We start from the raw sequence: 23,220 nt of genomic DNA, 5'->3' as shown, positions 1-23,220 counted from the left end.
TGGCACTCCAGGTGCACTGCGTGCCGTAAACTCTGCAGACCAGCAAAAAACATCCGTGTTGCTGCAGATCGAAGGGATGAGGTCGTCCATTGCCGCCGCTGAGCTTAAAAACCATTGAAGAACGCGTTGAAGCACTTGCCGGGCGCGAAGAATACGATGACGACTTTATCTTCGAGCTGCTGCTGGCATATGGACGGTCAAAGTCGAATAACACCCGTGTTCGGTCAGGGCAGATCAATGTGGCCGCTCATCCGGAACACGGTGAGTATGCGCAGAAGGAAGTGTTCTATTTCCGTAGTCTTGCCGGTCAGCCCCAGCCAGCCACAACCGGTGAACGCGAAACCAATCTACTCACCGAAGTTGAAGCGCTTCGCACCCATGAAATAGTCGTGCGACACAAGATCCGCTTTGTCATCGTCCATGATGGTCAGTGGATGGCAGCTGTTGATACGCGAACTGGCGAAAACCGGCTCATTCCGCTGGCTGAAATCGACAAGCACACCGCATTTTTCCTGCCCTGGGCTGGTATGGAAAAGGCACAATATGTGGCAGAAGCACCAGCCGATACCAAGGCCGCGGCAGAAATGGCGAAGCTGTTTGATGCCCTTGTTGCGGCCAATCCGGATCTCGTCGCCACAGATGACAGCCGCCATAGCCTCAATATTTTCTTCACTCGCCTGCTTTTCTGCTACTTCGCCGAGGACACCGAACTCTTCGACGAGGGACTGTTCACCCAGTCAGTTGCCTCCCATACCAGGGAAGATGGCTCGGACACGGCAGAGGTGATTACCAACATTTTCGATGCCCTCGATGTGGCCGACAAGAAAAACCTGCCTGCTCATTTGCAGCCGTTCCCCTATGTCAATGGTCGGCTGTTTAGCCATGAGGCGAACTATGTCGTCCCAACCTTCGATAAGCAGTCACGCACTCTTCTGCTCAAACTGGGCAGACTGATCTGGAGGGATATTAATCCCGATATTTTCGGCTCAATGTTCCAAGCCGTGGTCGCAACCGGTTCCCGCAGTGAACTTGGTCAGCATTACACCTCTGTACCGAACATCTTAAAAACCATTGAGCCGCTGTTTCTCGACGAGCTACGCGATGAATTCCAGCGGGCTTACGACTCGGAGAAGAAACTGAAAAAACTCCTGGAGAGAATTGGCAAGATCAAGATCTTTGATCCTGCCTGTGGCTCCGGCAACTTCCTGGTCATCGCTTACAAGGAGCTGCGTCGCCTTGAGCATGCGATCCTTGACCGGCTCTCTGTGCTTTCCCGAGATTACATGACGTTGTTTAGCGATTCGTTGGTTAAAGTCGATTCTTTCTACGGAATCGAGATCGATGACTTCGCCGCCGAGGTCGCCATTTTGGCTCTGTGGATCGCCAAACACCAGATGAATATGGAGTTTAAGGAGAAGTTCGGCGCAGAACTCCCGATGATCCCGCTGAAGAGCATGGTTCAGGTCAAGTGTGCGAACGCCACCCGGATCGACTGGAATGAGGTCTGCCCCCACAGCCCCGAGGAGGAGGTGTATCTGATCGGGAATCCTCCGTACGTGGGTGGCAGGAAGCGGACAAAAGAACAGACGATGGATCTTGAAATCGCGATCGGCGACCGCCCGTTTTCTAAAAATCTCGACTACGTTGCGGCTTGGTTTATTAAAGGAGGAGAATACATTCAGGGATCGTGTGCTCAGCTAGCGTTTATCTCCACCAACTCGATAGTCCAGGGCGAGCATGTTGGGCTGATGTTCCCGCTCCTGTTCGATATGGGTCTGGAAATCGGATACGCGTACCCGTCCTTTAAGTGGACAAACAACGCTAAACACAACCCAGGTGTGTCGGTTGTCGTTGTTGGGTTGCGCACAATGTCTGGCAAACCAAAGCATCTATTTCAGTCTGGAGTTGCCAGAACTGTGAAAATCATCAGCCCCTACCTTTCTGAGGAAACGTCATCGATAATCTCCAGACGGCGAAACCCTATCGCGGAAATTCCTTCAATGAATTTCGGCATGATGGCATACGATGGCGGAAACCTCCTGCTCATGTCCCATGAACGGCATTTGCTCCTAACTTCCAATGCACCGGGCTTTAAGTATCTCAGGAAATTTTATGGGTCAAACGAGTTCATCAATGGAATCGACCGTTATGCTATCTGGATCCTCGAAGCTGATCTCCTGGACGCCCTTTCAATCCCTTGGATACGGGATCGAGTTGAAGCAACGCAAAGACACCGAATCGAACTAGGAACGAAGGATTCTCTAAAACTCGCAGAAGTACCTTGGCGGTTCCGGGAGCAACATAAACCCACAAATTCCATCATAGTGCCCCGGGTTTCATCCGAGGCTAGGACTTATGTTCCGATGGGCTACCTTGGACCTGACACCGTCATTTCTGATGCTGCTTTCGCAGTCTACGATGCAGAGCTTTGGCTGTTCGCGCTGCTCACGTCAAAGATGCACATGACGTGGCTGGGAGCCGTTGGCGGACGGATGAAGACAGACTACCGTTATTCGAACACAATTGTGTACAACAACTTCCCGGTGCCACCGTTGAGCAAGAATATGAAAGAAGCACTCACTCAGACCGCGCTGCGCATCCTGGATGTTCGAGAATATTTCTGCGAGCACACCCTCGCCGAGCTCTACGACCCAAAGAAAATGCCAGAGCTCCTGTTTGAGGCACACGAAGAAAATGATGTGCTGGTGGACTCGATCTACCGCAAGGACGGTTTCGACTCCGATGAGCAGCGGCTGGCAGTGTTGTTCAAGCTTTACGAAAAAATGGTTGCTGATGAGGCAGCCGCTGCACCAAAGAAAAAGTCTCGCAAAGGAGCCCGGAAGTGATTGACCATGCCCGACCACAGAACAATGTGGTCAACGTTGAATATGCGCAATCTGGTAAGTCTGTCTCGACCAACGAGCTGGGAATGCGTGAGATGCAGCAGCGAGTGTACGAGGCCCGCGGTGCGCAGTATCTATTAATCAAGGCTCCACCTGCGTCGGGTAAGTCGCGTGCGTTGATGTTCGTCGGCTTGGATAAGTTGTTTAACCAGGGCTTGAGGAAAGTTATTGTTGCTGTCCCGGAACGTTCCATCGGTGGATCGTTTGCCTCAACCAATCTCACCGAGCACGGCTTCTTCGCCGATTGGGTGTTGAAAGAAGAAAACAACCTGTGTAATCCAGGATCTTCTGCCGGCAAGGTGGAGGCTTTTCGCCGGTTTATGGAAGGGTCAGATCCTATCTTGGTTTGTACCCATGCGACGTTGCGGTTTGCGTTTGACGCGTTGCAACCAGAGGCGTTCAACAATTGTGTGGTGGCCATCGATGAGTTCCACCATGTTTCCGCCGATCTCGAGAATAACCGACTCGGAAAATTGATCCGCAGCATCATGGCGAACTCGAATGCGCATGTCATTGCGATGACAGGATCGTATTTCCGGGGCGATTCTTTGCCGGTGCTTGATCCTGAAGATGAGGCAAAGTTCACCCCAGTCACCTTCAACTACTATGACCAGCTCAACGGCTATGAGCATCTGAAGTCGCTCGGTATCGGCCACCATTTCTATCAAGGGCAGTACACCGACTCGATTGCTGAAGCACTTAACCTTGAGCACAAGACGATCATTCACATCCCGAGTGTGCAGTCCGGTGACTCAACGAAAGATAAGTTCGAGGAAGTCGGCAAGATTATGGATGCCATTGGTGTGGTGGAAGGCCACGACGAGCATGGCATTTATCTTGTACGGCGGCGTGACAACGGGGAGATTCTTCGCATTGCCGACCTTGTCGATGATCTCGATCAGAAAGCTCGTGCGGAGGTCTTGCACTATCTGTCTACGGTTGCTTCCAAAGACCCGGATGCGGTGGACATCATTATCGCCCTGGGCATGGCTAAAGAAGGGTTTGACTGGCCTTTCGCGCAGGAAGCTCTCACAATCGGCTATCGCGCATCACTGACAGAGATTATTCAAATCATTGGGCGGGTGACTCGTGACGCACCGGGGAAAACCCATGCTCAATTCACGAATCTCATTGCTCAGCCTGATGCTGACGATGATGATGTGACGATCGCCGTCAATAACATGTTGAAAGCGATTACTGCATCATTGTTGATGGAACAGGTGTTGGCGCCGAACTTCAACTTCAAAGCCAAGCTTTCCGATGATGATCAAGATTCCTCAGACGACGAGAATACCGTTCGGATCATTGGTTTTAAGGAGCCGACAACCGATCGTGTGCGGCAGATCGTTGCCACTGACTTAAACGATCTCAAAGCGACGATTCTGCAGGATGAGACCTTTGCCAAGGCGGCAGCTGGTTCACTCGATCCAGAGACCACAAACAAGGTGTTGATTCCAAAGATTATTCGACGTCGTTATCCTGAGCTGTCCGAGGGGGAGGTAGAGCAAGTTCGTCAACAGGTCATCGCTGATTCGGTGATCAAAAACGGTGAAGTCCGTGAAGTTGGTGATCAGCGTTTTATCCGCATGGCCGACAAATTTGTTGATATTGAAAAGCTCAACATCAACCTCATTGACTCCATCAATCCCTTCCAACGTGCCTTTGAGGTCATGAGCAAATCAGTGACGCCGCGGGTACTGGCTTCGATCCAGGATGCGATTACCACCTCGAAGCTGCAAATCACCGACGAAGAAGCTATGCAGCTGTGGCCGAAGATTCAATCCTTTGTCAAGATGAACCGCAAGGAACCCAATCCCCGGTCCGAGAACGCTATCGAGCGCCGACTTGGTGAAGCACTGCTGTATCTGCGAGACAAGAAGCGCAGGATGCGCGACCAGCAGGAAGGAGCTGCAAGTGAGTAACGAAGATGGAGCTCCCCAGTCGGATCTTGATGCAGCGTTTGCAGCGATTTTCGACTCCGATGTCGATGGTCTGCTTGACACTCCTGAGAAACCAAAGCAACTTACCGCCGATGACCGTCTCGAGCGGGCGTTCTTGGAAGTGATTGAGTTCGTACAGATTCATGGCCGGGAGCCTTCTGCTGACACCCGCGATATTAGCGAACGGAAACTTGGCGCCCGGCTCGTTGGTATTCGGGGAAGTGACGCCAAGATCACCGCCTTGGAACACCTTGATTCCGAAGGACTGTTAAGTAAACAGACGCAGGCAGGTTCAGTCGAAGAACTGCTCACCGGTGAACCCGACGACGTGTTAGGCGATCTGCTCGCCGAAAACGATGACCTCTTCGACTTAAGTGCGCTACCGCGTGCCTCTGTGAAGTCTCCAGAATCCCGGGCGAATCGCGTCAAAGCGCAGGAATTTGACCAATTCCGCCCACTGTTCGCGAGGCAGCACGAGCTGCTGCGCGCCGGTGAAGTTGTACCGCGTCGCTTTGCTGGTGAATCGACGATCAAAGTCGGTAATTTTTATCTCATTCGCGGCATGCTGGCGTATGTCGCTGCAATCTTCGAGCCCGAACCAAATGCTGGCAAGGCCGCTGACGGTGAACCAAAGCGTCGGTTGCACGTCATTTTTGAAAATGGCACCGAGTCTCGGATGTACGTGCAGTCTTTGGCGGTGCGGATCTACGAAGAAGAAGGCCAGGTGTTGGCGAAACGTACCCTTGAAACCGCAGATATCTTCGCCGAAGACAAGGGAACAGGGCATATTTATGTGCTGCGATCCTTAAGTGATGATCCGGAAATATCTTCCATCGACAATCTATACAAGATTGGATTTACTACCACTTCGGTGGAGCAGCGAATCAAGGGCGCGCAAGACTCGGCAACCTACCTCTTCGCACCAGTAGAGATCGTTGCGGACTACCAGTTGTTTAACGTGCAGCCATCGATCGTCGAGCAAAAAGTACACGCGGCATTCGCGCAGTTCCGTTTGGAGATTGAAGCGCACGAGGCAGGCGGCAAGGATTCACATCCCAGTGAGTGGTTTGTCTGCGAGCTGGAGCAGATTGATCAGATATTAGACGAGCTGTTCCGACAGGTGCAGTAGGCATCATTGGTGGAATGTGGCCGGATCGTGGAATGTGATCGGGTGAACAGTGAAGCTCTCGCGGGATGCTGATCTGGATGTTCGTGCAGAAAAATCCTTCCCGGTTCCAGGTGCCGGGTAACCTTTAGCTGTCTCGATGCAGTTCGGCAGCGCCCCGTTGTTCTGAAAGCCATGTGATGTGATTGAAGGAGCTACGCTAAGTCCTTCTTCGCCTTGAGCAGTTTGTCCCCTACCACCCCAGCCATGACCTCAAGACAAAAAGCACTGATCCTGGGCTATCACAAAGGCGGCAGCGGAACAGGTTAGGATGCCAACTTCGTGAGCAGACATGTGCCATCTTGCTTCGGACAGGTATTCAGCGAGGTTTCATTGCGGATGGCCTGCGCCACGGATTGTTGTCCAGTGGTCATCACGCTATTGGTAAGCATTCGGAACGAACATTACCGCTGTTAATGCGTGGTAGGAGACTTTCTAGTGTCGTGGTCTGAAAAATCCTAAGGCAGACCACTGATGTCGCACGCTGCTTGGTTTTAGACGTCGCCGGCTGGTTTACTCAGGCCACAGTGCAGATCAATTCATCGGTGGCTTTCGCTCGCTTTTCTTCAGCCGCACGTAGTGGTGTGGCCACCGGGGAGGTGGTTGCCGCAGCGTGGACTTCGTGTCATTTGGCTTATGTGTTGCAACCCCACCCCGCCCTGTGCGATGGCTCGTAGAGGGCAAGTTTTCGATGGTTCCCAGCCGGGTGTATTCCACATCGTGGTATGGGCAGATGGCCAGAGCCTTATTATCTTCGCGGGATGATTTGGGGCGTATAGAATAAGGCCTCATGACCACCCCGAGCGATAATCCGGCCTACCGGTACACCCCAGATCTTGCCAGCACCATTGAGCACAAATGGCAGCAGTATTGGCAGGACAATGCAACCTTCGCAAGCCCGAACCCAGTGGGGGATTTGGCGCCTGCTGATGGGGCAGCTGTCCCAGCAAAGAAACTTTTTGTGCAAGACATGTTCCCCTTCCCTTCCGGGGTGGGGCTGCATGTGGGGCATCCGCTCGGCTATATTGCCACCGACGCCTATGGTCGTTTCCACCGAATGCTCGGGTGGAATGTGCTGCACACCATGGGCTATGACGCTTTCGGTTTGCCGGCGGAGCAGTATGCGATCCAAACCGGTACGCATCCAGCAGTCAAGACCAAAGAGTCCATTGACAATATGCAGCGCCAACTCGACTTGTTGGGTTTCGCCCACGACAAGCGGCGCAGCTTCGCTACCACCGATCCGGACTATTACCGGTGGACACAGTGGATCTTCCTCACCATTTTCAACTCCTGGTTTGATCCGGAAACCCAGGTTGCGCGCCCCATTGCAGAGCTTCTTCCGCTGCTCGAATCAGGGGATCGCCCAATACCGGCAGATCTGGTTGAACAGTTCGGCACAGACGACTATTCGACGCTGTCGAAGGTGCAGCAGGCTGCTGTTGTCGATGAATATCGGCTCGTGTATCGGGCATCGACCACCGTGAACTGGTGCCCCGGGTTGGGGACTGTCTTGGCCAATGAAGAAGTCACCGCCGATGGGCGTAGTGAGCGTGGCGACTTCCCCGTGTTCCGCAAGACACTCACCCAGTGGATGATGCGGATTACTGCTTATGCTGATCGGCTCGTCGACGATCTGGCCTATCTGGACTGGCCGGAAAAGGTCAAGGCGATGCAGCAAAACTGGATTGGTCGCTCCGTTGGTGCACAGGTGAAGTTCGCTGCCGGTGAAGGCCACACCATTGAGGTGTTTACCACCCGTCCAGACACCCTTTTCGGTGCGACCTATATGGTGCTTGCCCCGGAGCATGAACTCGTCGATGAACTTGTTTCCACCGGGACTGGTTCCTATGACGGGATTGATTCCCGCTGGACGTTTGGGCAAGCTGATCCGGCAAGTGCAGTGGCTGCATATCGGGCATCGATTGCGGCGAAATCCGATCTGGAGCGGCAGGAAAACAAAGACAAAACCGGTGTGTTCTTAGGTGCCTATGCCACTAATCCGGTCAACGGGGAGCAGATTCCGGTGTTTATCGCCGACTATGTGCTCACCGGCTATGGCACGGGGGCGATTATGGCGGTTCCTGCCCACGACAGCCGTGACTATGCCTTTGCACAGGCCTTCGGTTTACCGATTCGGGAAGTGGTCGCCGGCGGCAACATTGATGAGGCACCGTTTACCGATCCGGGGGTGAGTGTGAACTCCGCCAACGAGCAAGGTTTGGATTTAAACGGCAAAGCAAAACAGGAAGCAATCGCTGCCGCGGTCGCCTGGCTTGTCGAACATGATCTTGGCCAAGAAAAGGTGCAATACAAGCTGCGGGATTGGTTGTTTGCTCGGCAACGCTATTGGGGTGAGCCCTTCCCGATCGTCTATGACGAAAACGGTCTTGCCCACGGTCTAGATGCAGCTATGCTGCCGGTGAATCTTCCCGAGCTTGCTGACTATAAGCCGGTGTCTTTCGACCCGGATGATAAAGACTCTTCCCCGCAGCCACCACTAGCGAAGGCGAAAGAATGGGTAGAGGTCGAACTTGATTTAGGCGATGGGCTCAAACCCTACACCCGGGATACGAATGTGATGCCACAGTGGGCTGGCTCCTCCTGGTATCAGCTGCGGTATATCGATCCGACCAACGAGGAAATGTTCTGCGACAAGGACAATGAAGCCTACTGGTCAGGTCCGCGCCCTGAGCTGCACGGTCCACAAGACCCGGGTGGCGTCGATTTGTATGTTGGTGGCGTGGAGCATGCTGTGCTGCACCTGCTGTATTCCCGCTTCTGGCATAAGATCCTGTTCGATCTGGGCTATGTCACCAGTAAAGAACCCTATCGTCGCCTGTTTAACCAGGGCTATATTCAGGCGCACGCCTACCGGGATGCACGCGGTGTGTATGTGCCGGCGGCGGAAGTGGAAGAACGCGACGGGCAGTATTTCTTTAACGGTGAGCCGGTGACCCAGGAATACGGCAAGATGGGCAAGTCGCTGAAGAATGCGATCGCCCCGGACGAGTTCTGTGAAGAATACGGTGCAGACACGTTGCGTGTCTATGAGATGTCGATGGGGCCGTTGGAAGCCTCGAAGCCGTGGGCAACGAAGGATGTTATCGGTGCACAGCGTTTCCTGCAGCGGCTGTGGCGTCTGGCGGTTGATGAAACCAGTGGTGAAGTCACCGTCACTGATGGGGCGTTAACCGATGATGATTTGAAGATGCTGCATCGCACGATTGCTGGTGTCCGGGATGATTACAGTGGGTTGCGACTGAACACCGTGGTGGCGAAACTTATCGAGTTCGTCAACTATGTGACGAAAACCTATCCGGGTAAGGCGCCACGAGCCCTCGTGGAACCAGCTGTGGTGATGCTTGCCCCGATTGCCCCACATATCGCCGAAGAGCTGTATCACCGCCTCGGCGGTGCGGCGGACACCATCACCTATGTTTCCTTCCCGGAGGCCGATGAACAGTATCTTGTCGATGACACCATCCAAATGCCGGTACAGATCAACGGCAAGGTGCGTGCCACCGTCGAGGTTCCTGCCGATGCGGACAAGGATGCGTTGTTAGAAGCAGCACTGGCAAATGACAAGATTGCTGGCTATGTGGATGGCAAAACAGTGGTGAAAACTATTGTGGTGCCAGGCCGGATCATCAACATTGTGGTGAAATAGTTCCCTTCTGCCGTGCCCCGGTGAACACCCTTCGTTTGATCCTGTGGTGACGCACAGGGGCGCAGCCCTCCCACCCTGGGACAAGGACATCATCGTCGCCGGGCTGCCCGGCTGCCAGGGTCAGGTGGCCTGTTGGGAATACATGACCCCGGTGGAATCGATGACCTCCGGTGGAAACCTGCATAGCACTACATCATGCCGGGTTGAGCACACATGCTGCGCAACCCGGCATTGTTGGATGTGTTATCAACCTGTTCGGTAGGCAGTTGAGACGACTGAATACTTCAGGGTGCACACCTGCCCACCGACAGGTGTGGTGCCGGCATTCCTGTGGGCGCTTGGGTAGCAGAACACGCGGTGACAGCGAAGAATCATAATCGCGCTCTACACAGCAATTGTTCCACTCACAGAGTGCTCGCCTGGTGCGGCAATGCTCTTACCCCTTGAGGCAACGAGTTGCCCCCCCTTGAAGCAACGTCGACAGGCTAATGGGATCGCTGTTTAGCGCGGCACTAGTGTTCCCCGGTGCGATGTGGTTGGTTGTAGTTTCTTTTCACCGCTGCGGCAATGATTGTTATCACTAGCAGACTGCAGCAGACTACTAGCAGACTACTAGCAGACTGCGGCAGGCAGCGCATTGATACTGCCGCCACACCGGTGTTTCATGCTTCCCTGCACAGGTGTGGGGGTTTTCGCAGGAGCATCCCTTCCCAGAACTCCCTCCCCTGCTGGGGCAATGTGCAAAGATAGGAAGACGAGCCAAAAACATTCCCGCCAAACCATGGTGAACTAGTGGGTTTCCCCAATCCGCTTCACCACATCATTGCGGTGGTCACCCCGACACCACCAGCGTGGGAATGCTAACCAATCAAAGGAGCAACGTGTGGCTACAGCAATCCGGGAAGTAGTCGTCATTGGTGCTGGTCTTGCAGGATTGACCGCAGCACTTCGTCTCGCCGGCGAAGGAGTGCAAGTCACAGTCATCGAACGGGAAGACGAAGTAGGGGGACGCCAACGCAGTCGGGTTATTGACGGATTCACCCTCGACCGGGGATTTCAGCTCCTCAACCCGGGATATCCGGAGGCGCAACGATTCCTCGACCTGCCCGCCCTTGATCTGCACCCATTCGATCCAGGACTCCTCGTCAAAGGCATGCCAGAGGAGCCAATGTCGAAACTGGTCAATCCTTTTCACAATATTCGCACGTTGAAAAACACGTTGAGTGGACTGGCGCAGCAAGATCTCGTCACCGCCTCCGGGATTGCTGCCGTCATCAAATGGCTCGCACCGATTCTCACCGAGAAACGCGACTATCCATTCCCTGCCCGGCGGGAAGACATTGCCCTCGACGAAGCCCTTGAGCGCGCCGGGTTTGATCAAATCGCAAAAGACATGATGCTTGTGTTTTTCGCCGGTGTGCTGGGGGAAAGCCGGGGCGAAACCTCCAACAATTATGCTCGTGCCATGGTGAAACTCTTCGCCGCCGCAGCCCCTGCCCTGCCCGGGTTGGGGATGGGGTCGATTGGTAAACAGCTCGAACATACAGCCCGCAAACTCGGGGTGAAGTTTGTGTTCAACACTCCCGTGGAGTCGCTAGCGCCTGCGGAAACCGGACCGGTTACGGTTCGCACCGCGGCGGAAACCTATCAGGTTGATGCTGTGGTGTTGGCAACCGGGCAGGAAGATGTGACCGACTTTTGGGAGGTGAAAACCCCTGGCACCCGCGGATTAACCACTTTTTGGTATGCCACCAGTGAAGAGCTGCCCCGGGAGAAACTGCTTGCCATGGATCCTCATCTGCGCGGGCCGCTGGTGAATTCGGCGGTGATGTCGAATGTGAATCCGCTGTATGCGCCGGTTGGGATGAGTTTGGTGCAAGGATCGGCACTCTTTGATGGGCAGCATCCCGCCGGGGAAGAGGAAGCCCGCAAACATCTCGCGTTTATTTGGGGTGTGCCGAAGTCTTCGCTGGAGCTTATCGCACGCGATGACATCGCTCATGCACTTCCCACACAGCTGCCGGGTCGGGAACCAATCGAGCCGTTTTTCCATCACGGTGTTGCGTTGGCGGGTGACTGGACACATTCCGGAACCATCAATGGGGCGATGGTCTCTGGGCGGTTGGCTGCCGAGGCGATGCTGTCCCGCTTCGGATCGCAGTAACCCACGGGTGGTTGAACAATTCCAGTCTCTGGGATCGTCGCAGTTACGGGCTCGAGCCCATCACAGGGCAAGTTGTTTGCATCCCTGGTGCGCACAGTGCACTTGGTTAGGCGGTGGGGGTTGAAGCACTACTGTAGCCCGGTTAGTTTTTTGCGGGCTAGCAGTGTCGAAAAACCTGCATCTGCCCGGCCCGCACCGCACCGGCATAGCCGGGTAAGACTCCTGCCCGTTTTTTGCTACAGGTGCGACACCACCGCTTAGGGGGTGTCGTGGTCGAGTTCAACTTCCTTGAGCAGCCGCCGGATCTCCGCATCGGTGATGATAATTTTGGCATCCTGCTCCTGCTCGATGCGCAGCCGCAGCGTAAACAAAATATGCAGGGCGTTTCGGGTCGATTCGGAAAATTGTGCAGCAGTGCCCATCACATCGTCACGGGCTAGCAGCTGGTCGACTGCCCACAGTTGCAGCAACGCCTCGTCGAGGGTGTTGATATACAAACTGTGATGGGTGCGGGCTTGTTTCCTGGCCTGTTCGAACCGGTCTCTTGATACTGGGAGCTGCCGCACCACCTTCATTGGTACAGCCGGCCAGTTGCTTTGCGGATCGTTCGGGTCAAACACTGCCGCTGGTGTGGGCATGAGATAGTCGTAGATGAACGACGTCATCCATTTTTCCAGCATGGTGGCCTGAGACATGGTCGGTTCAACACTACTTTCACAAAACGCCGGCAAGCATTGTTTATATGGATTGTTTAGCTCTCTTCGCGGCATGTCAGCTATGGCAAACTGGGGCGGCTCAGAGTACTTATTCAGCGTCCGCTAAGGGATCACCAGTTGCCGATACATATCGTTGCGCCGGTGGTGCACCACCGCAAACAACATGCCGACTGTGGCGAATATCGCTGGATTTATAGCTTAAACGTTGCAGGTTCATTGCACGACAACTACCGCCACATATTGTGGCAGCACAGTTGGGGGTGGGGGTAACCGGCAACGGTGAAAAACAGTCGTCACTGATTGTAGCGGGCATCGATGTCGTTATCGTGCGCTGGGTACCAGTGCCGGTGTGATGCTGTTGCACAGCAATGTTTTCCTGCTGGAAGCAGCAGCCATGCAGTACATGCGGTGTCGGTGGGTTTGTCAACCATCTACAACCGTGGCCGACTACCCGGAGTGTGTGGTCGATTACCCGGAGTGTGTGGTCGACTACCGCGGAGTGTGTAGCCTGGGTGGGCTTGCGGTGTGTGGTGGTCTTTGTGGGGGTGGTTTTTGTGGGGGGTATTGGTTTCTTCGCAGCTTGGCGGCGCTGTCATGGTTCGCTGGGCTAGCGCAGCCTGTGTAGTTGGTGCACTGTGGCGGCAGTCCAGGTGGGGGTAATAGGTGGGATTAATGCTGACAGGTTGGGCAGTAAAACAGGTTGCGGTTGCCCATGATTTCGTGGCGAATCGGGGTGCCACACACATAGCAGGGTTCACCGGCGCGACGATAGACATACACTTCCCCACCATGCGCATCGTCACGGGGTGGGCGCCCCATCGCTTCGGGAAGATGCGCAGGGCGAACAGTATCAATGCGACCATCGCGCACCCCAAGAGCCATAAGTTCCACCAAATCGGCATAGACTGCATCGAATTCGCGGCGCAGAATCCGTTTCCCTTTACGTTTCGGGGCAATACCGGCGCGAAATAACACTTCGGCACGATAAATATTGCCCACCCCGGCAAAGAGCGACTGATCCATGAGCAGTTCCCCGAAGGGGCGGCTGGATCGTTTTATTCGCGGCCAGATTGCTCCCGGATCGGAACTGGCACGCAGCGGATCCGCCCCCAGTTTGCGGATGGCCTGCTCCCGGGTGGGTTCGTCAATGAGTCGACACCATTGCGGCCCGGTTAACACTGCATAGGTGTCGTCAGAGACCAGCTGCAGGCGAATGATCCCGGCGGGTGGGGTGTGTTCATAGAAACGAAACTTCCCGATGAGCCCAAGATGAATGAAGATGATGCGTTCCGGTTGGGGGGTTGCAAAATGTAAAAACAGTTGTTTGCCGTAGGCTTCAGCATGGTCGAAGGGCACCCCTTGCAGGAGGTTAGCTTCCGCCTGGAAGCGGCCTTGCGGGGAAGAAATCTCCAATACTTTTCCGGCGAAGCGACGGTTGAGCTCACCAGCAAGACGATGCAATACGTGACCTTCAGGCATGGGTTCAATGTAGTCCGCTGGTAAGGGTTGGGAATAATTGCCGCCGCAAACCACTTGAATGTTGCGTGTGCAAATACTTGTGGTGGGGTTATCCCTCCTCGCCACCCCGGTGCGGTGCTGCTGCCGCACCAGGTGTGTAAGACGGGTGTCGCTGCTGCGGCTGCCACGGCAACAACCGTGTTCCGGCGAGACCCACCGGCTCGCGTGATTGTTGTTGCCAGTTTGCACAATCCACCTCTTGACCTTGCTGTTCACGAAAAGAAAAAGGACTCAAACACCATGTCGCTTACCGTCACTGAAGCAATCACCTCCCGGCGGGCAACCCGCGTCTATGCGGACACCCCGGTCACTGATGCTGTTCTTGATCGGGTTGTCGCCCACGCATTGGAAGCGCCGTCTGCGTTTAATCTGCAGCTGCGGGATCTGGTAGTGGTTCGCGACCAGTCAATCAAAGACCAGCTCGCTAAGGACTCCGGCCAGCAGCAGTTTGCTGCCGCCCCGGTTGTGCTGGTGGCGGTTGCCCGGGTCGAAGCCCTCCCAGAGGACATCGACGACATCATGCCGGTGGAACGGCAAACCTACATCGCCACCTATAAGGAAAAACGCAACGCCAGCCAACTGCGGGAAGATGCGATGAAAGACGCGATGCTGATGGCTGGTTTCGCACTCATCGCCGCGCAAGGTGAAGGGCTGGCAACCGGTCCTGCCACCGGGTGGGATGAACAAAAGGTGAAAGAAGCCCTCGGCCTGGGTGACCGGGATGATCGGGCGATCGCATTGGTGATTCCGATGGGCTATCCGGGGGAAACCCCGGCACATCCCGGCCGGCAGGCAAATCGGCGCATCAACGACCGCTACGACGCCTAACCCCCAAGTGACTCCAGTGGATCCGTGTCACCGGGTGCTGGTTACCCCAGTGACACGGGCCTACCGCGCCAACAGGCATCGTCGCCATAACGATTGCGGTGCCTGGGATGTGGTGACGGGTCGCTTGCCCCAATCAGGCTGCCAACCAAGGTGCGGTGCAGTGCAAGCACCCTCACCGGATAAGGTTTTGCGATACTTCGCGGTTGCTAAGCTGGCAAGGGTAAACGGTGTGTGCTTCACAGCTGAAGTGTGTTTCCACACCTGCTAGCTGCCGCTGTTTCCACGTTGTTTGCCCACGACACAGCAACCTCTTCCGGCTGCTGCTAGCGACACCGCCATCAACCCGATTGGGAGAAAGTTCATGACCAAACCAGTGCTGCTCTTTGACCTGTACGGTGTGCTGCTGCAGCTGCAAACCCCCGCGCAGCTTCGCCGCATCGAGCAAACCCTAGGAGTAGGTGATGAACTCTGGCCGGTCTACTGGCAGCATCGGGCAGCCTTCGACGCCGGTGAACTCACCCCGGCCGACTATTGGGCAACTGTTGCCCGGGATCTTGGTGTCGATCCCCACTCCTATGATGTTGACGCGGTCATTGCAGCTGATCTGGACAGTTGGCTTGACGCGGACGAAACCATGGTTGCCTATGTTTCCAACCTGGTAAACGACGGCTACAAGGTGGGGTTACTAAGCAACATTCCGCAGTTCCTTGCCGACAAGGTTGCCGAAACCCACGAATTTTTACAAACCTTCCACGCTGTGCTGTTCTCCTGCGATCTGGGACTGGCCAAACCAGATTTGAAGATTTATCAAGTAGCAGCAGCTGCGCTCGGTGAAAAACCAGAAGCAATCACCTTCTTCGATGACACCATCGACAATGTTGCTGCCGCCCGCAAAGCTGGGATGAACGCGGTGCGTTTCACCGGTATTGCATGTGTGCAGCGCATCGTCGACGCAGCAGCAGAGTCCAGCAACGACTAGTGCATCACTCATTGCCGCATGGTTCGGCATCCGGGATGCGTTGCACACACAATGCCGTGTTGCCGCCCTTGCTACCTCGCAGCTGAAACAAGGATCGCGTTGATCAACTCGCAGCGACCCGGTGAGGATCACTGCGGGGAGCGCACAGGGAGGTTGCACCCATCGCGGCAGCTACCCTGCCGAGCACACGTCGCAAAGAAATACATTGCAGCGGGAATCCATCAATGATGTATGGATTCCCGCTGCTATTTCTATCACTATCCGGTGGATTGGTTCATGCTATGTTGCAAGCCGACACTGACAGTCTAGCACTACCGGCGACGGCGGCTTAACAACACCACCGCGCCAAGGGCGATAATCGCAAGCAGCACCGGAATCCACACCCCGGCACCCCCGTGATCCACTGACCGGGCTTGGGCAGTAATCGGATCAACATGCTCATCTGTATAACGGTGCTCATCGCGGTCGTCCCGCGAATCCCGATCCTGATACCTGTGCACGTCACGATCCCGGTCATCGTCACGATCGTCATATCGGTCATCGTCACGACCGTCACGGTCATGATCCCGATCCTCGTCCGCTACATATTCGTCAAGCTCATCAGCCAAATCGGACTTTACATCCGAATAGGTGTCACTCACTTCGTCGGAAAGATCCTTCGCTGCCCGCGAAGCCGCCCCCGCAGCCGCCGCAGCCTGGTCTTTCACCTTAGCTGAGCCCTCTTTCACCTGAGCGGTGACCTCATCGAGATCAGCTTCGAAATCATCCGCGAAAGACTTGTCACCGCGCTGATGATTGCCGGTGGCAGCTGATCCTGCGGCGCGACCAGCAGCCGCTGCTCCCACCACCACACTGGGGGCAGGATGCTTCAGCTCAGCGGAACGCTCATCACCCTGCGGGATATCAGTCCAATTCACATGCCCCTGTTTACAGGTTTGGATCACCGGAAAATACAGCACCTTGCCGGATTTGGTGGCCGGCGTTGCAATCAACACCTCTAAGGTGTCGCGCTGATCATATGGCAGCGGCCGAATAGCCTCATACACCACCCGGCTTACTCGTTCGGTTTGCTGATTCCCCTGCTGGTCAACGATAGGTTCATCAAGTTTGCTGTGGGTAGTTTCAATCTCCCAGAACACATTGCGGGTCGGCACCACCGTGGTGACATCAGCCGGGAAATCAATAGCGATCTTCGTCGTCGCGGAACCATCACAGCCCTGCGGAACAGCAAACTTCACTACTTGGGTCGTTTCAGCAGGAAGTTTATGAGGGCTGACGGTGACTGCTGCACCTGCGGAACCAGCCCCCGCAACCAGCAGCGCAGAAGCAGCAGCGACTGCCCCCATCGTTGAAGTGAAGTGGCCAAAACGTGATTGACGCATCAGGGGCGATCCTTTTTCGTGTCGAACAGTGAGGGCAGCGATACTCACCTGGATATCCGTGTCGGGGGTAGCTGCCCGCAGGTGTGTGTGATGAACAGTATTCCAACAGGTGAGCCTACCGTTTCACCAGGTTTTCCGCATCGCATATCACCGATCAATCCGGGGTGGATATCGCTATTGCTGCAGCGCACAGCCTCCCCCACCATCGTGGTTCACTCGGTTGTGTGCGGTGGGCATCCCCCTTAAGGGGTGACAAAGGGGGAAATACAGCTGCCCCGCACCACAGATTGCGGCAGGCAGACGATGACTGATTGACAGGTATTGCAGGGGTGCGGGATTAGCCAGGAACTGATGCACAGCGCACTGGTGAATACGCAGCTGGGCTGGCACGGTTCCTTGGTGATCGGATGCTAGGAATCTTGCTGAGGCTTTTGATGCTCGACAAGCCTGTACTGCCCCTGGTTAACGGCCTGGTTTTGCTGATCAGTGGTAGGTGTTCATCACCCGTGGCGTCTAGGTTGAAGACTGCGGGGCGTTTCGTCACGCGACCTGTTGCATGGTTGGTCAGTGTGCCGTTTTCGGCTGTTTTCCGGGCAGCGCAATGCAGTGGATGGAACACCGGAAGGAAATGAAACGGCTCGTAGGGGATGCTTGCCAGGCCGCCGCAAAAGAAAGTGTCTTCAACAGCAAGGAAAGCAACGGTCTCGAGTATTAAAAAAGAGGCTGTTCGCCGCATACAAGATGGGATTCTTCCTGGTGAAAACACGAATTCCGGGGCGGTTTCAAAGATTGCGGACGGGGTTGCATGCGTTCGCACACGCTTCCGGTGGTGGAGTGTTGCTCATTGGGTTCGTAGATAACACCGGTGAGGTGATAGGCACCGACCTCGCCGCTCAATGGCTGGCGCAGCGCATCAATCAAGCAGTCAGTGTGCTTGTCGATATTGACGTTCGTTTCGTCTGCGGAGCCCGCCTTTTGGTGTTGTATGTGTTTGAGTGTCGTGAACCAGTGGAAAATACATCAGGTGCGTTGCGATGACGTGTCGATGATTCCTGCGTCCCAGTAGACTGTGCGATGTGGTGGGGGCGTCGTGTCCGCATATCCCGGGAAGATGAAATGGCAGCTTCTTCGCAGGCTACTGCGATCGACGTTCCAACCAATATGATGACGGGTGGCAGTATGTCGAACCAGATGGTGCACACAGCAGCGGTGCTGGATTTTTGTGCACTCAGGCCAGCAAGGAAGCGGCGTTCTTCCCCGCTGGTTTGCGGGATAAGTGTAGCTGCGGCCTGAAAGCTCCCCGGTGAGCACCGATAGCCCGGCGCGACTCGGCAGGGTGCGTTTGGCGGTGGTGTGGGGCGGTAAGTAATCTGCAATCCCCGGGGCTACTTCTTGCGGTATCCCTGCCGGTGTACCGGTTTTGCGTCACAATAGTGGGTATGGCTCACATTTATGCGTACAACGGCAAAACCCCGGTGATTCACCCTTCTGCATTCTTGGCACCCAATGCCACGATTATCGGTGATGTGCATATCGGACCTGATGCAAGCATTTTCTATGGGGTGGTGCTGCGCGGGGATGTCAACCGGATCACCATCGGTGCAAGAACCAATATTCAAGACAACAGTGTGCTGCATGTTGACAGTGATGCGCCGTGCACCCTGGGCGATGATGTCACCGTCGGTCACATGGCACTCGTGCACGGCACCACTGTGGGCAACGGCACCCTGGTCGGCATGAAGTCAGCGCTGCTGTCACGTTCCGTTGTGGGGGAAGGTGCACTTATTGCGGCTGGTGCGGTCGTGCTTGAAGGGCAAACTATCGGCGATAAAGTCCTGGCTGCGGGTGTGCCGGCGAAGGTGCGCCGCGAATTAAGCGATGAACAGTCCGGCTCGTTTATTCCCCATGCGGCGAAATATGTGGCTTTAGGGAAGGCGCACAGCCAGCTGGGTGAACCGTTGCGGCGGGAAGACTGCACCGGCGAATAGTGAGCAGCCGTTATTAGCTTGCTTTGTGTTGAGTACTGCTGCCTGCGGCACCGGGAACTGGTCGCAGACCCCGAAGGGTGAGGCTTTACTAGCGGTTGTTGTCAGCGGCGCATGGGGTGCTACACAAATCATGGTTAGCCGGGGAAAGCTGTGCTAACTTCCCCTTCGCTGGTTGGGCGAAGTACAGTGATCTGCTTTGCATTTGTACCTTTGGTCACTATCGATAGTGGTGCTACTACGGTAGTGGCTACGGGTGCGGATGCAGGATCATATCCGCTTCGACAGAAAGGGCTGTGACGGCAGTGGCACACAACTCGCCTGCCCGACCCGGCCAGCAGACCACCCCATGGCTTGGGGTGATCACTCTCGGGTTCGGTATTTTCATGATGACCACCATGGAAGAACTTCCCATTGGGGTGCTGACCCTGGTTGCGGAACACTATCAGGTGGCCAACGGCACTGTCGGGCTCGGGGTGACGGTGCCCGGTTTCCTTGCCGGGGTGATCGCGGTCGTCGCGCCGGGTCTGCTGGGGAAAGTTGATCGCCGTATTTTGCTGTCGGTGGCGCTGGTTATGGCGGCGCTCTCCGGGATGCTCAGCGCGATCGCGCCCACGATTGAGCTGTTTTTGTTCTCTCGACTTTTTGTCGGATTAGCGCTCGGCGTGTTTTGGTCGCTGCTCGGGGCAACCGTGGCACGGATCTCCCGGCCGGCGGATATGGCGCGGGCATTAACCGTTGCCTCCTCCGGGTCGGGGGCGGCATTGGTGTTAGGGATTCCCTTTGCCACCTGGCTGGGTACCCGGTTTGGTTGGCAGGAAGCCTTCGCGATCTGTTCTGCGATTGTGCTTATCACTGCTGTGGCGGTGCTATTTACTGTGCCGCGGATGCGGCAAGGCATCCCCACCACTATGAAGGATACGGTTCGTGCCTGGCGGATTCGGGGGGTGAAATTTTCAGTCATCTTCACGCTGCTGTTGGTGACCGCCCAATTTACCGCCTACACCTATGCGTCACCGATCCTGCAGGAGCAAGCCGGCATGAGTGTGGAACAGGTGGCTGTCGGCTTGTTGGCGTTCGGTGTCGCCGGTATTTGCGGTAACTTCCTTGCCGGACCGTTGATTCACCGCAATATTGCACGCACCATGATGATTATGACCGGCGGTATCAGCATTGCGCTGCTGGTGTTGATGCTTGTCGTTCACAATCCTGTCACCGGGATTCTTGGCATGCTGATGTGGGGGCTGTTTGCCGGCATGATTTCGGTGGTGACCCAAGCCTGGGTGATTCAGGTTGCACCGAAGGTGACCGAGTCGGCAAACGGGTTGAACTCGGGGGCGTTTAACATTGCTATTGGCTTGGGTGCGTTTGTTGGCGGCCAGGTGGATGCGTCACTGCTGCGATTCACCCACATTGATGCTCTTGCCGGGGGCACCGGTTCGGTCATTGTGGTGGCGCTATGCGGGGTGCTCGTCGCCTTCGCCATGACCATGGCGGTGCGCCATGTGCGGTTTCCTGCCACAGTTCGACAACACCCGGTGCAGTAGCGGCGGCGCTGCTGCTGGCTGTTGCCACTGGTTGCCATCTGTTGCCACTGGTTGGTGGGTGTTGTTTCGCGCCGGAAGTCCCGTGGTGCTGCTTTCTGCGAACAGGTGCAGCGTCACGGGTTTTTTGCTATCTGTCGGCAGTGCCGGTCACCGGTGGCGGTGGTGTGGCATGTGGTGCATCGGCGAGCAGCAGGTCAACAACAGCAGGGATTCCCCGGCCGGCAGTGGTGGCCACATGCACATCAACCAGTGGGGTGAACGCGGTTGGCTGCGGGGAGATCTCTACGAGTGGAATACCGCGGTTGTGGGCTATCAGCGGCAGCTGACAGGCTGGCATCACCACCCCGGAGGTGCCCACAATAATCACCACATCGGCAAGGCGCATTGCGGTGGCGGCCTGCTCCATGATCTCCTCGTCGAGTGGCTCCCCAAACCACACCACCCCGGGACGGATCACTCCCCCACAGTCACACACCGGCGGGGCCAGGCGACGGGCAGTAACCTGCGGCGGGATGACAGGGGCAACAGCCGGTGGCTGACCACAGTCGGTGCAGCGGAAGTGAAACAGTGAACCGTGCACATGCAACAGTGCAGGATAGGTGGCATGCTCCGGGGGACAAAACATGGTGATGCCCCGTTCATGAAGATCATCAATGTTTTGCGTTACCACTGTGACTGCAACATTGCCGTCGGCGGCAAGCCGGCCGATTGCCTGATGCGCCGCATTCGGGGTGGCGTTCGCTGCGGTTCGTGCCCGCAGCATGCTCCACGCCCACATGGGTGCCGGATCGTTGCGCCACGACGCAATACTGGCGAGCTCTTCGGGATTGACGTTCTCCCAAAGGCCGGTGTCGTCGTTGCGATACACCGGAATACCGGATTCTTGGGAAATCCCTGCACCGGTAAAAAAGACCACCCGTCGACAGCCGGCCAAGATTTCCTCCAGCTGTGCACAGCTCGCCGGTGGCAGGATTATCTGCTCTGCCGTGCCGCCCTCCGATGCGGTGGTAGGCGTTGCGGCAGCAGCCAGGAAAGGTTGAGCTGCCCTGGGGGTGGAATCGGCAGGTGGCGTGGCCACATTCTCGCTGCTGCTGTGGGCAGTGGCTGTGCTGCTGCTGTGTTCGGGAGGGTTGTTGGTGCCGGATGCCACAGTGTTGATGCTCACCCCATCTATCGTAGCGAGCCACCAGCACCTGATAGCCGGGTTGCGGCAAGGGGCAAAAGGGTGGCATCCGCCACGTTGGTCACACCAATTGCGGTGTTTTCCTACGGTGCGGGTTACCATCAATGGTCATGGGTGATAGTGCACAATATGCTTCCAAGTCAGCTGGCGCAGCACCAGCCGATACCCCGCAGGTCACAGTGTTGCAAGACAAGGCCGCTATCGCGGCAGTCGACCGTATCCGGCCGCAGCTGCCGGACTGGTGCCGCACCCAACCAGTTGATCTGATCCGCGGCGATCTCGTGGTGACAACCAGTGATCCCCAGCCCGCGGCCACCACCACTGCCACTGACCCTGCTGCTGCCGGGCTGATCGGCTGGCTGCATTTCGTGGCGCCCGCCAGCATCCCTGGGGCGATTGACGATGCGATCCCGGTGCTGCTGGTGGCGGACACCACCCCGGACGCCCCCAGTGACCCAGCGGCGTATTCGCAGCTGCTCGCCGGAACCATCGGGCTGCTGGCCGACTATGGCATTCCTGGCTGTAGCCTGCTGCAAAGCAATCCGCTGCTGCAGGCCGCCGCCCACGACCTAGGGTTTCGCCCATATCCGGTGGACACCGCCAGCGACAGCGACGTGTTGTACTATCAGCTGCCGCACCATTACCAATCGATCACCGTCTACTGTGGCTCCAGCCTCGGACACGACCCTGCCTATGCGGCCGCCGCCGACACCCTCGGGCAGCTTATTGCCGACCAAGGCTACCGTCTCGTCTACGGGGGTGGGAAAATCGGCCTGATGGGACGTCTCGCCGACAGTGTGCTGGCCGCCGGCGGGGAAGTCCACGGCGTGATCACCAGCTACCTTGTCGATAAAGAAATCGCCCATCCCGGACTCACCGAAGTCGAAGTAGTCCCCACCATGGCCGCCCGCAAAGCGCGCATGATCGAATTAGGGGACTGCTATGTTGCCCTCCCCGGCGGCATCGGCACCCTGGAAGAACTCACCGAAGTCCTCACCAATCAGCAGCTCGTCGCCGGGGCAGGCCCGGTGGTACTGCTCAACATTGGCGGCTACTGGCAGCCCTTCCTCGAAGCCCTCCAACACATGGCCGCCTGCGGCTTTATCCCCGCCCGCTATGTGGATGCGATACTCACCGTCGACAGCCCCGCAGCGATCCCGGCAGCCCTCCAACAATGGCGCTCCCCCGGCACGAAATGGGTCGCCGGTCAGCTCCGGGCACAATAGCTGCCCGCCCGCCC

The 23,220-nt window shown here is 56.3% G+C and carries 15 protein-coding genes; 11 read left to right on the top strand and 4 right to left on the bottom strand.

Annotated features, from left to right (window positions below):
- The first annotated feature begins 89 nt into the window (after positions 1–89).
- The 5 genes from CCHOA_RS10340 to CCHOA_RS10320 all read left to right on the top strand — a co-directional run bounded on the left by CCHOA_RS10340 (position 90) and on the right by CCHOA_RS10320 (position 11,842).
- The gene (locus tag CCHOA_RS10340) at positions 90–2,846 is read left to right on the top strand and encodes a DNA methyltransferase (protein ID WP_123930369.1); all 2,757 of its coding nucleotides are present in this window, start codon (positions 90–92) and stop codon (positions 2,844–2,846) included.
- Entirely contained in the window at positions 2,846–4,825 is a 1,980-nt protein-coding gene (locus tag CCHOA_RS10335; protein WP_377739540.1) for a DEAD/DEAH box helicase, read from the top strand. Before CCHOA_RS10340 ends, CCHOA_RS10335 begins: the two co-directional genes overlap by 1 nt.
- A complete protein-coding gene (locus CCHOA_RS10330) occupies positions 4,818–5,972 on the top strand; it encodes a GIY-YIG nuclease family protein (RefSeq protein WP_245992138.1) in 1,155 nt (384 codons plus the stop codon). The genes CCHOA_RS10335 and CCHOA_RS10330 overlap by 8 nt, the downstream gene beginning before the upstream one ends.
- Positions 5,973–6,798: 826 nt before the next feature.
- A complete protein-coding gene (gene leuS, locus CCHOA_RS10325; RefSeq protein WP_123930363.1) occupies positions 6,799–9,678 on the top strand; it encodes a leucine--tRNA ligase in 2,880 nt (959 codons plus the stop codon).
- A gap of 883 nt (positions 9,679–10,561) precedes the next feature.
- Positions 10,562–11,842 (top strand): FAD-dependent oxidoreductase, encoded by a 1,281-nt coding sequence (locus CCHOA_RS10320; RefSeq protein ID WP_164472477.1) that lies wholly within the window; start codon positions 10,562–10,564, stop codon positions 11,840–11,842.
- Between the two features lie 257 nt (positions 11,843–12,099).
- Here the strand turns inward: CCHOA_RS10320 and CCHOA_RS10315 are convergent, their stop codons facing one another.
- Together CCHOA_RS10315 and CCHOA_RS10310 are read right to left on the bottom strand one after the other, a co-directional pair.
- Positions 12,100–12,537 (bottom strand): hypothetical protein, encoded by a 438-nt coding sequence (locus CCHOA_RS10315; protein ID WP_123930356.1) that lies wholly within the window; start codon positions 12,535–12,537, stop codon positions 12,100–12,102.
- A 690-nt stretch (positions 12,538–13,227) separates the two neighbouring features.
- On the bottom strand, positions 13,228–14,037 hold the full coding sequence (locus CCHOA_RS10310; RefSeq protein WP_123930353.1) for an Fpg/Nei family DNA glycosylase: 810 nt from the start codon (positions 14,035–14,037) through the stop codon (positions 13,228–13,230).
- 279 nt (positions 14,038–14,316) lie between these two features.
- Here CCHOA_RS10310 and CCHOA_RS10305 point away from each other — a divergent pair, with 279 nt between their 5' ends.
- Both CCHOA_RS10305 and CCHOA_RS10300 read left to right on the top strand, forming a co-directional pair.
- Positions 14,317–14,904, top strand: coding sequence for a nitroreductase family protein (locus tag CCHOA_RS10305; RefSeq protein ID WP_123930350.1), 588 nt, complete (start codon positions 14,317–14,319; stop codon positions 14,902–14,904).
- A 361-nt stretch (positions 14,905–15,265) separates the two neighbouring features.
- Positions 15,266–15,883, top strand: coding sequence for an HAD family hydrolase (locus tag CCHOA_RS10300; RefSeq protein WP_123930347.1), 618 nt, complete (start codon positions 15,266–15,268; stop codon positions 15,881–15,883).
- A 311-nt stretch (positions 15,884–16,194) separates the two neighbouring features.
- Here the strand turns inward: CCHOA_RS10300 and CCHOA_RS10295 are convergent, their stop codons facing one another.
- Positions 16,195–17,265 carry a YcnI family copper-binding membrane protein gene (locus CCHOA_RS10295; RefSeq protein WP_123930344.1) on the bottom strand — a complete coding sequence of 357 codons (1,071 nt, stop codon included), beginning with the start codon at positions 17,263–17,265 and terminating at the stop codon, positions 16,195–16,197.
- Positions 17,266–18,066: 801 nt separating this feature from the next.
- Here CCHOA_RS10295 and CCHOA_RS10290 point away from each other — a divergent pair.
- The 3 genes from CCHOA_RS10290 (at position 18,067) to CCHOA_RS10280 (ending at position 20,797) form a co-directional block, all read left to right on the top strand.
- On the top strand, positions 18,067–18,303 hold the full coding sequence (locus CCHOA_RS10290) for an AlbA family DNA-binding domain-containing protein (RefSeq protein WP_123930341.1): 237 nt from the start codon (positions 18,067–18,069) through the stop codon (positions 18,301–18,303).
- A gap of 401 nt (positions 18,304–18,704) precedes the next feature.
- On the top strand, positions 18,705–19,253 hold the full coding sequence (locus tag CCHOA_RS10285) for a gamma carbonic anhydrase family protein (protein WP_123930338.1): 549 nt from the start codon (positions 18,705–18,707) through the stop codon (positions 19,251–19,253).
- 293 nt (positions 19,254–19,546) lie between these two features.
- Positions 19,547–20,797 carry an MFS transporter gene (locus CCHOA_RS10280; protein WP_123930335.1) on the top strand — a complete coding sequence of 417 codons (1,251 nt, stop codon included), beginning with the start codon at positions 19,547–19,549 and terminating at the stop codon, positions 20,795–20,797.
- A 127-nt stretch (positions 20,798–20,924) separates the two neighbouring features.
- Here the strand turns inward: CCHOA_RS10280 and CCHOA_RS10275 are convergent, their stop codons facing one another.
- Positions 20,925–21,962 carry an NAD-dependent deacylase gene (locus tag CCHOA_RS10275; RefSeq protein ID WP_245992137.1) on the bottom strand — a complete coding sequence of 346 codons (1,038 nt, stop codon included), beginning with the start codon at positions 21,960–21,962 and terminating at the stop codon, positions 20,925–20,927.
- A gap of 128 nt (positions 21,963–22,090) precedes the next feature.
- Between CCHOA_RS10275 and CCHOA_RS10270 the strand changes: the two genes are divergently transcribed.
- Entirely contained in the window at positions 22,091–23,206 is a 1,116-nt protein-coding gene (locus CCHOA_RS10270; protein WP_123930329.1) for an LOG family protein, read from the top strand.
- The last annotated feature ends 14 nt before the right edge of the window (positions 23,207–23,220 follow it).

Source organism: Corynebacterium choanae (genome assembly GCF_003813965.1).
Lineage (GTDB): Bacteria > Actinomycetota > Actinomycetes > Mycobacteriales > Mycobacteriaceae > Corynebacterium > Corynebacterium choanae.
The sequence above is the reverse complement of the archived record's forward strand: the minus strand, read 5'-3'. Positions and strand labels throughout refer to the sequence as shown.

Bases quoted from the DNA above. Each gene is read 5' to 3' on its own strand.
- leuS (WP_123930363.1), top strand. From the start codon at position 6,799: ATGACCACCCCGAGCGATAATCCGGCCTACCGGTACACCCCAGATCTT.
- CCHOA_RS10315 (WP_123930356.1), bottom strand. From the start codon at position 12,537: ATGTCTCAGGCCACCATGCTGGAAAAATGGATGACGTCGTTCATCTAC.
- CCHOA_RS10310 (WP_123930353.1), bottom strand. From the start codon at position 14,037: ATGCCTGAAGGTCACGTATTGCATCGTCTTGCTGGTGAGCTCAACCGT.
- CCHOA_RS10305 (WP_123930350.1), top strand. From the start codon at position 14,317: ATGTCGCTTACCGTCACTGAAGCAATCACCTCCCGGCGGGCAACCCGC.
- CCHOA_RS10300 (WP_123930347.1), top strand. From the start codon at position 15,266: ATGACCAAACCAGTGCTGCTCTTTGACCTGTACGGTGTGCTGCTGCAG.
- CCHOA_RS10295 (WP_123930344.1), bottom strand. From the start codon at position 17,265: ATGCGTCAATCACGTTTTGGCCACTTCACTTCAACGATGGGGGCAGTC.
- CCHOA_RS10285 (WP_123930338.1), top strand. From the start codon at position 18,705: ATGGCTCACATTTATGCGTACAACGGCAAAACCCCGGTGATTCACCCT.
- CCHOA_RS10270 (WP_123930329.1), top strand. From the start codon at position 22,091: ATGGGTGATAGTGCACAATATGCTTCCAAGTCAGCTGGCGCAGCACCA.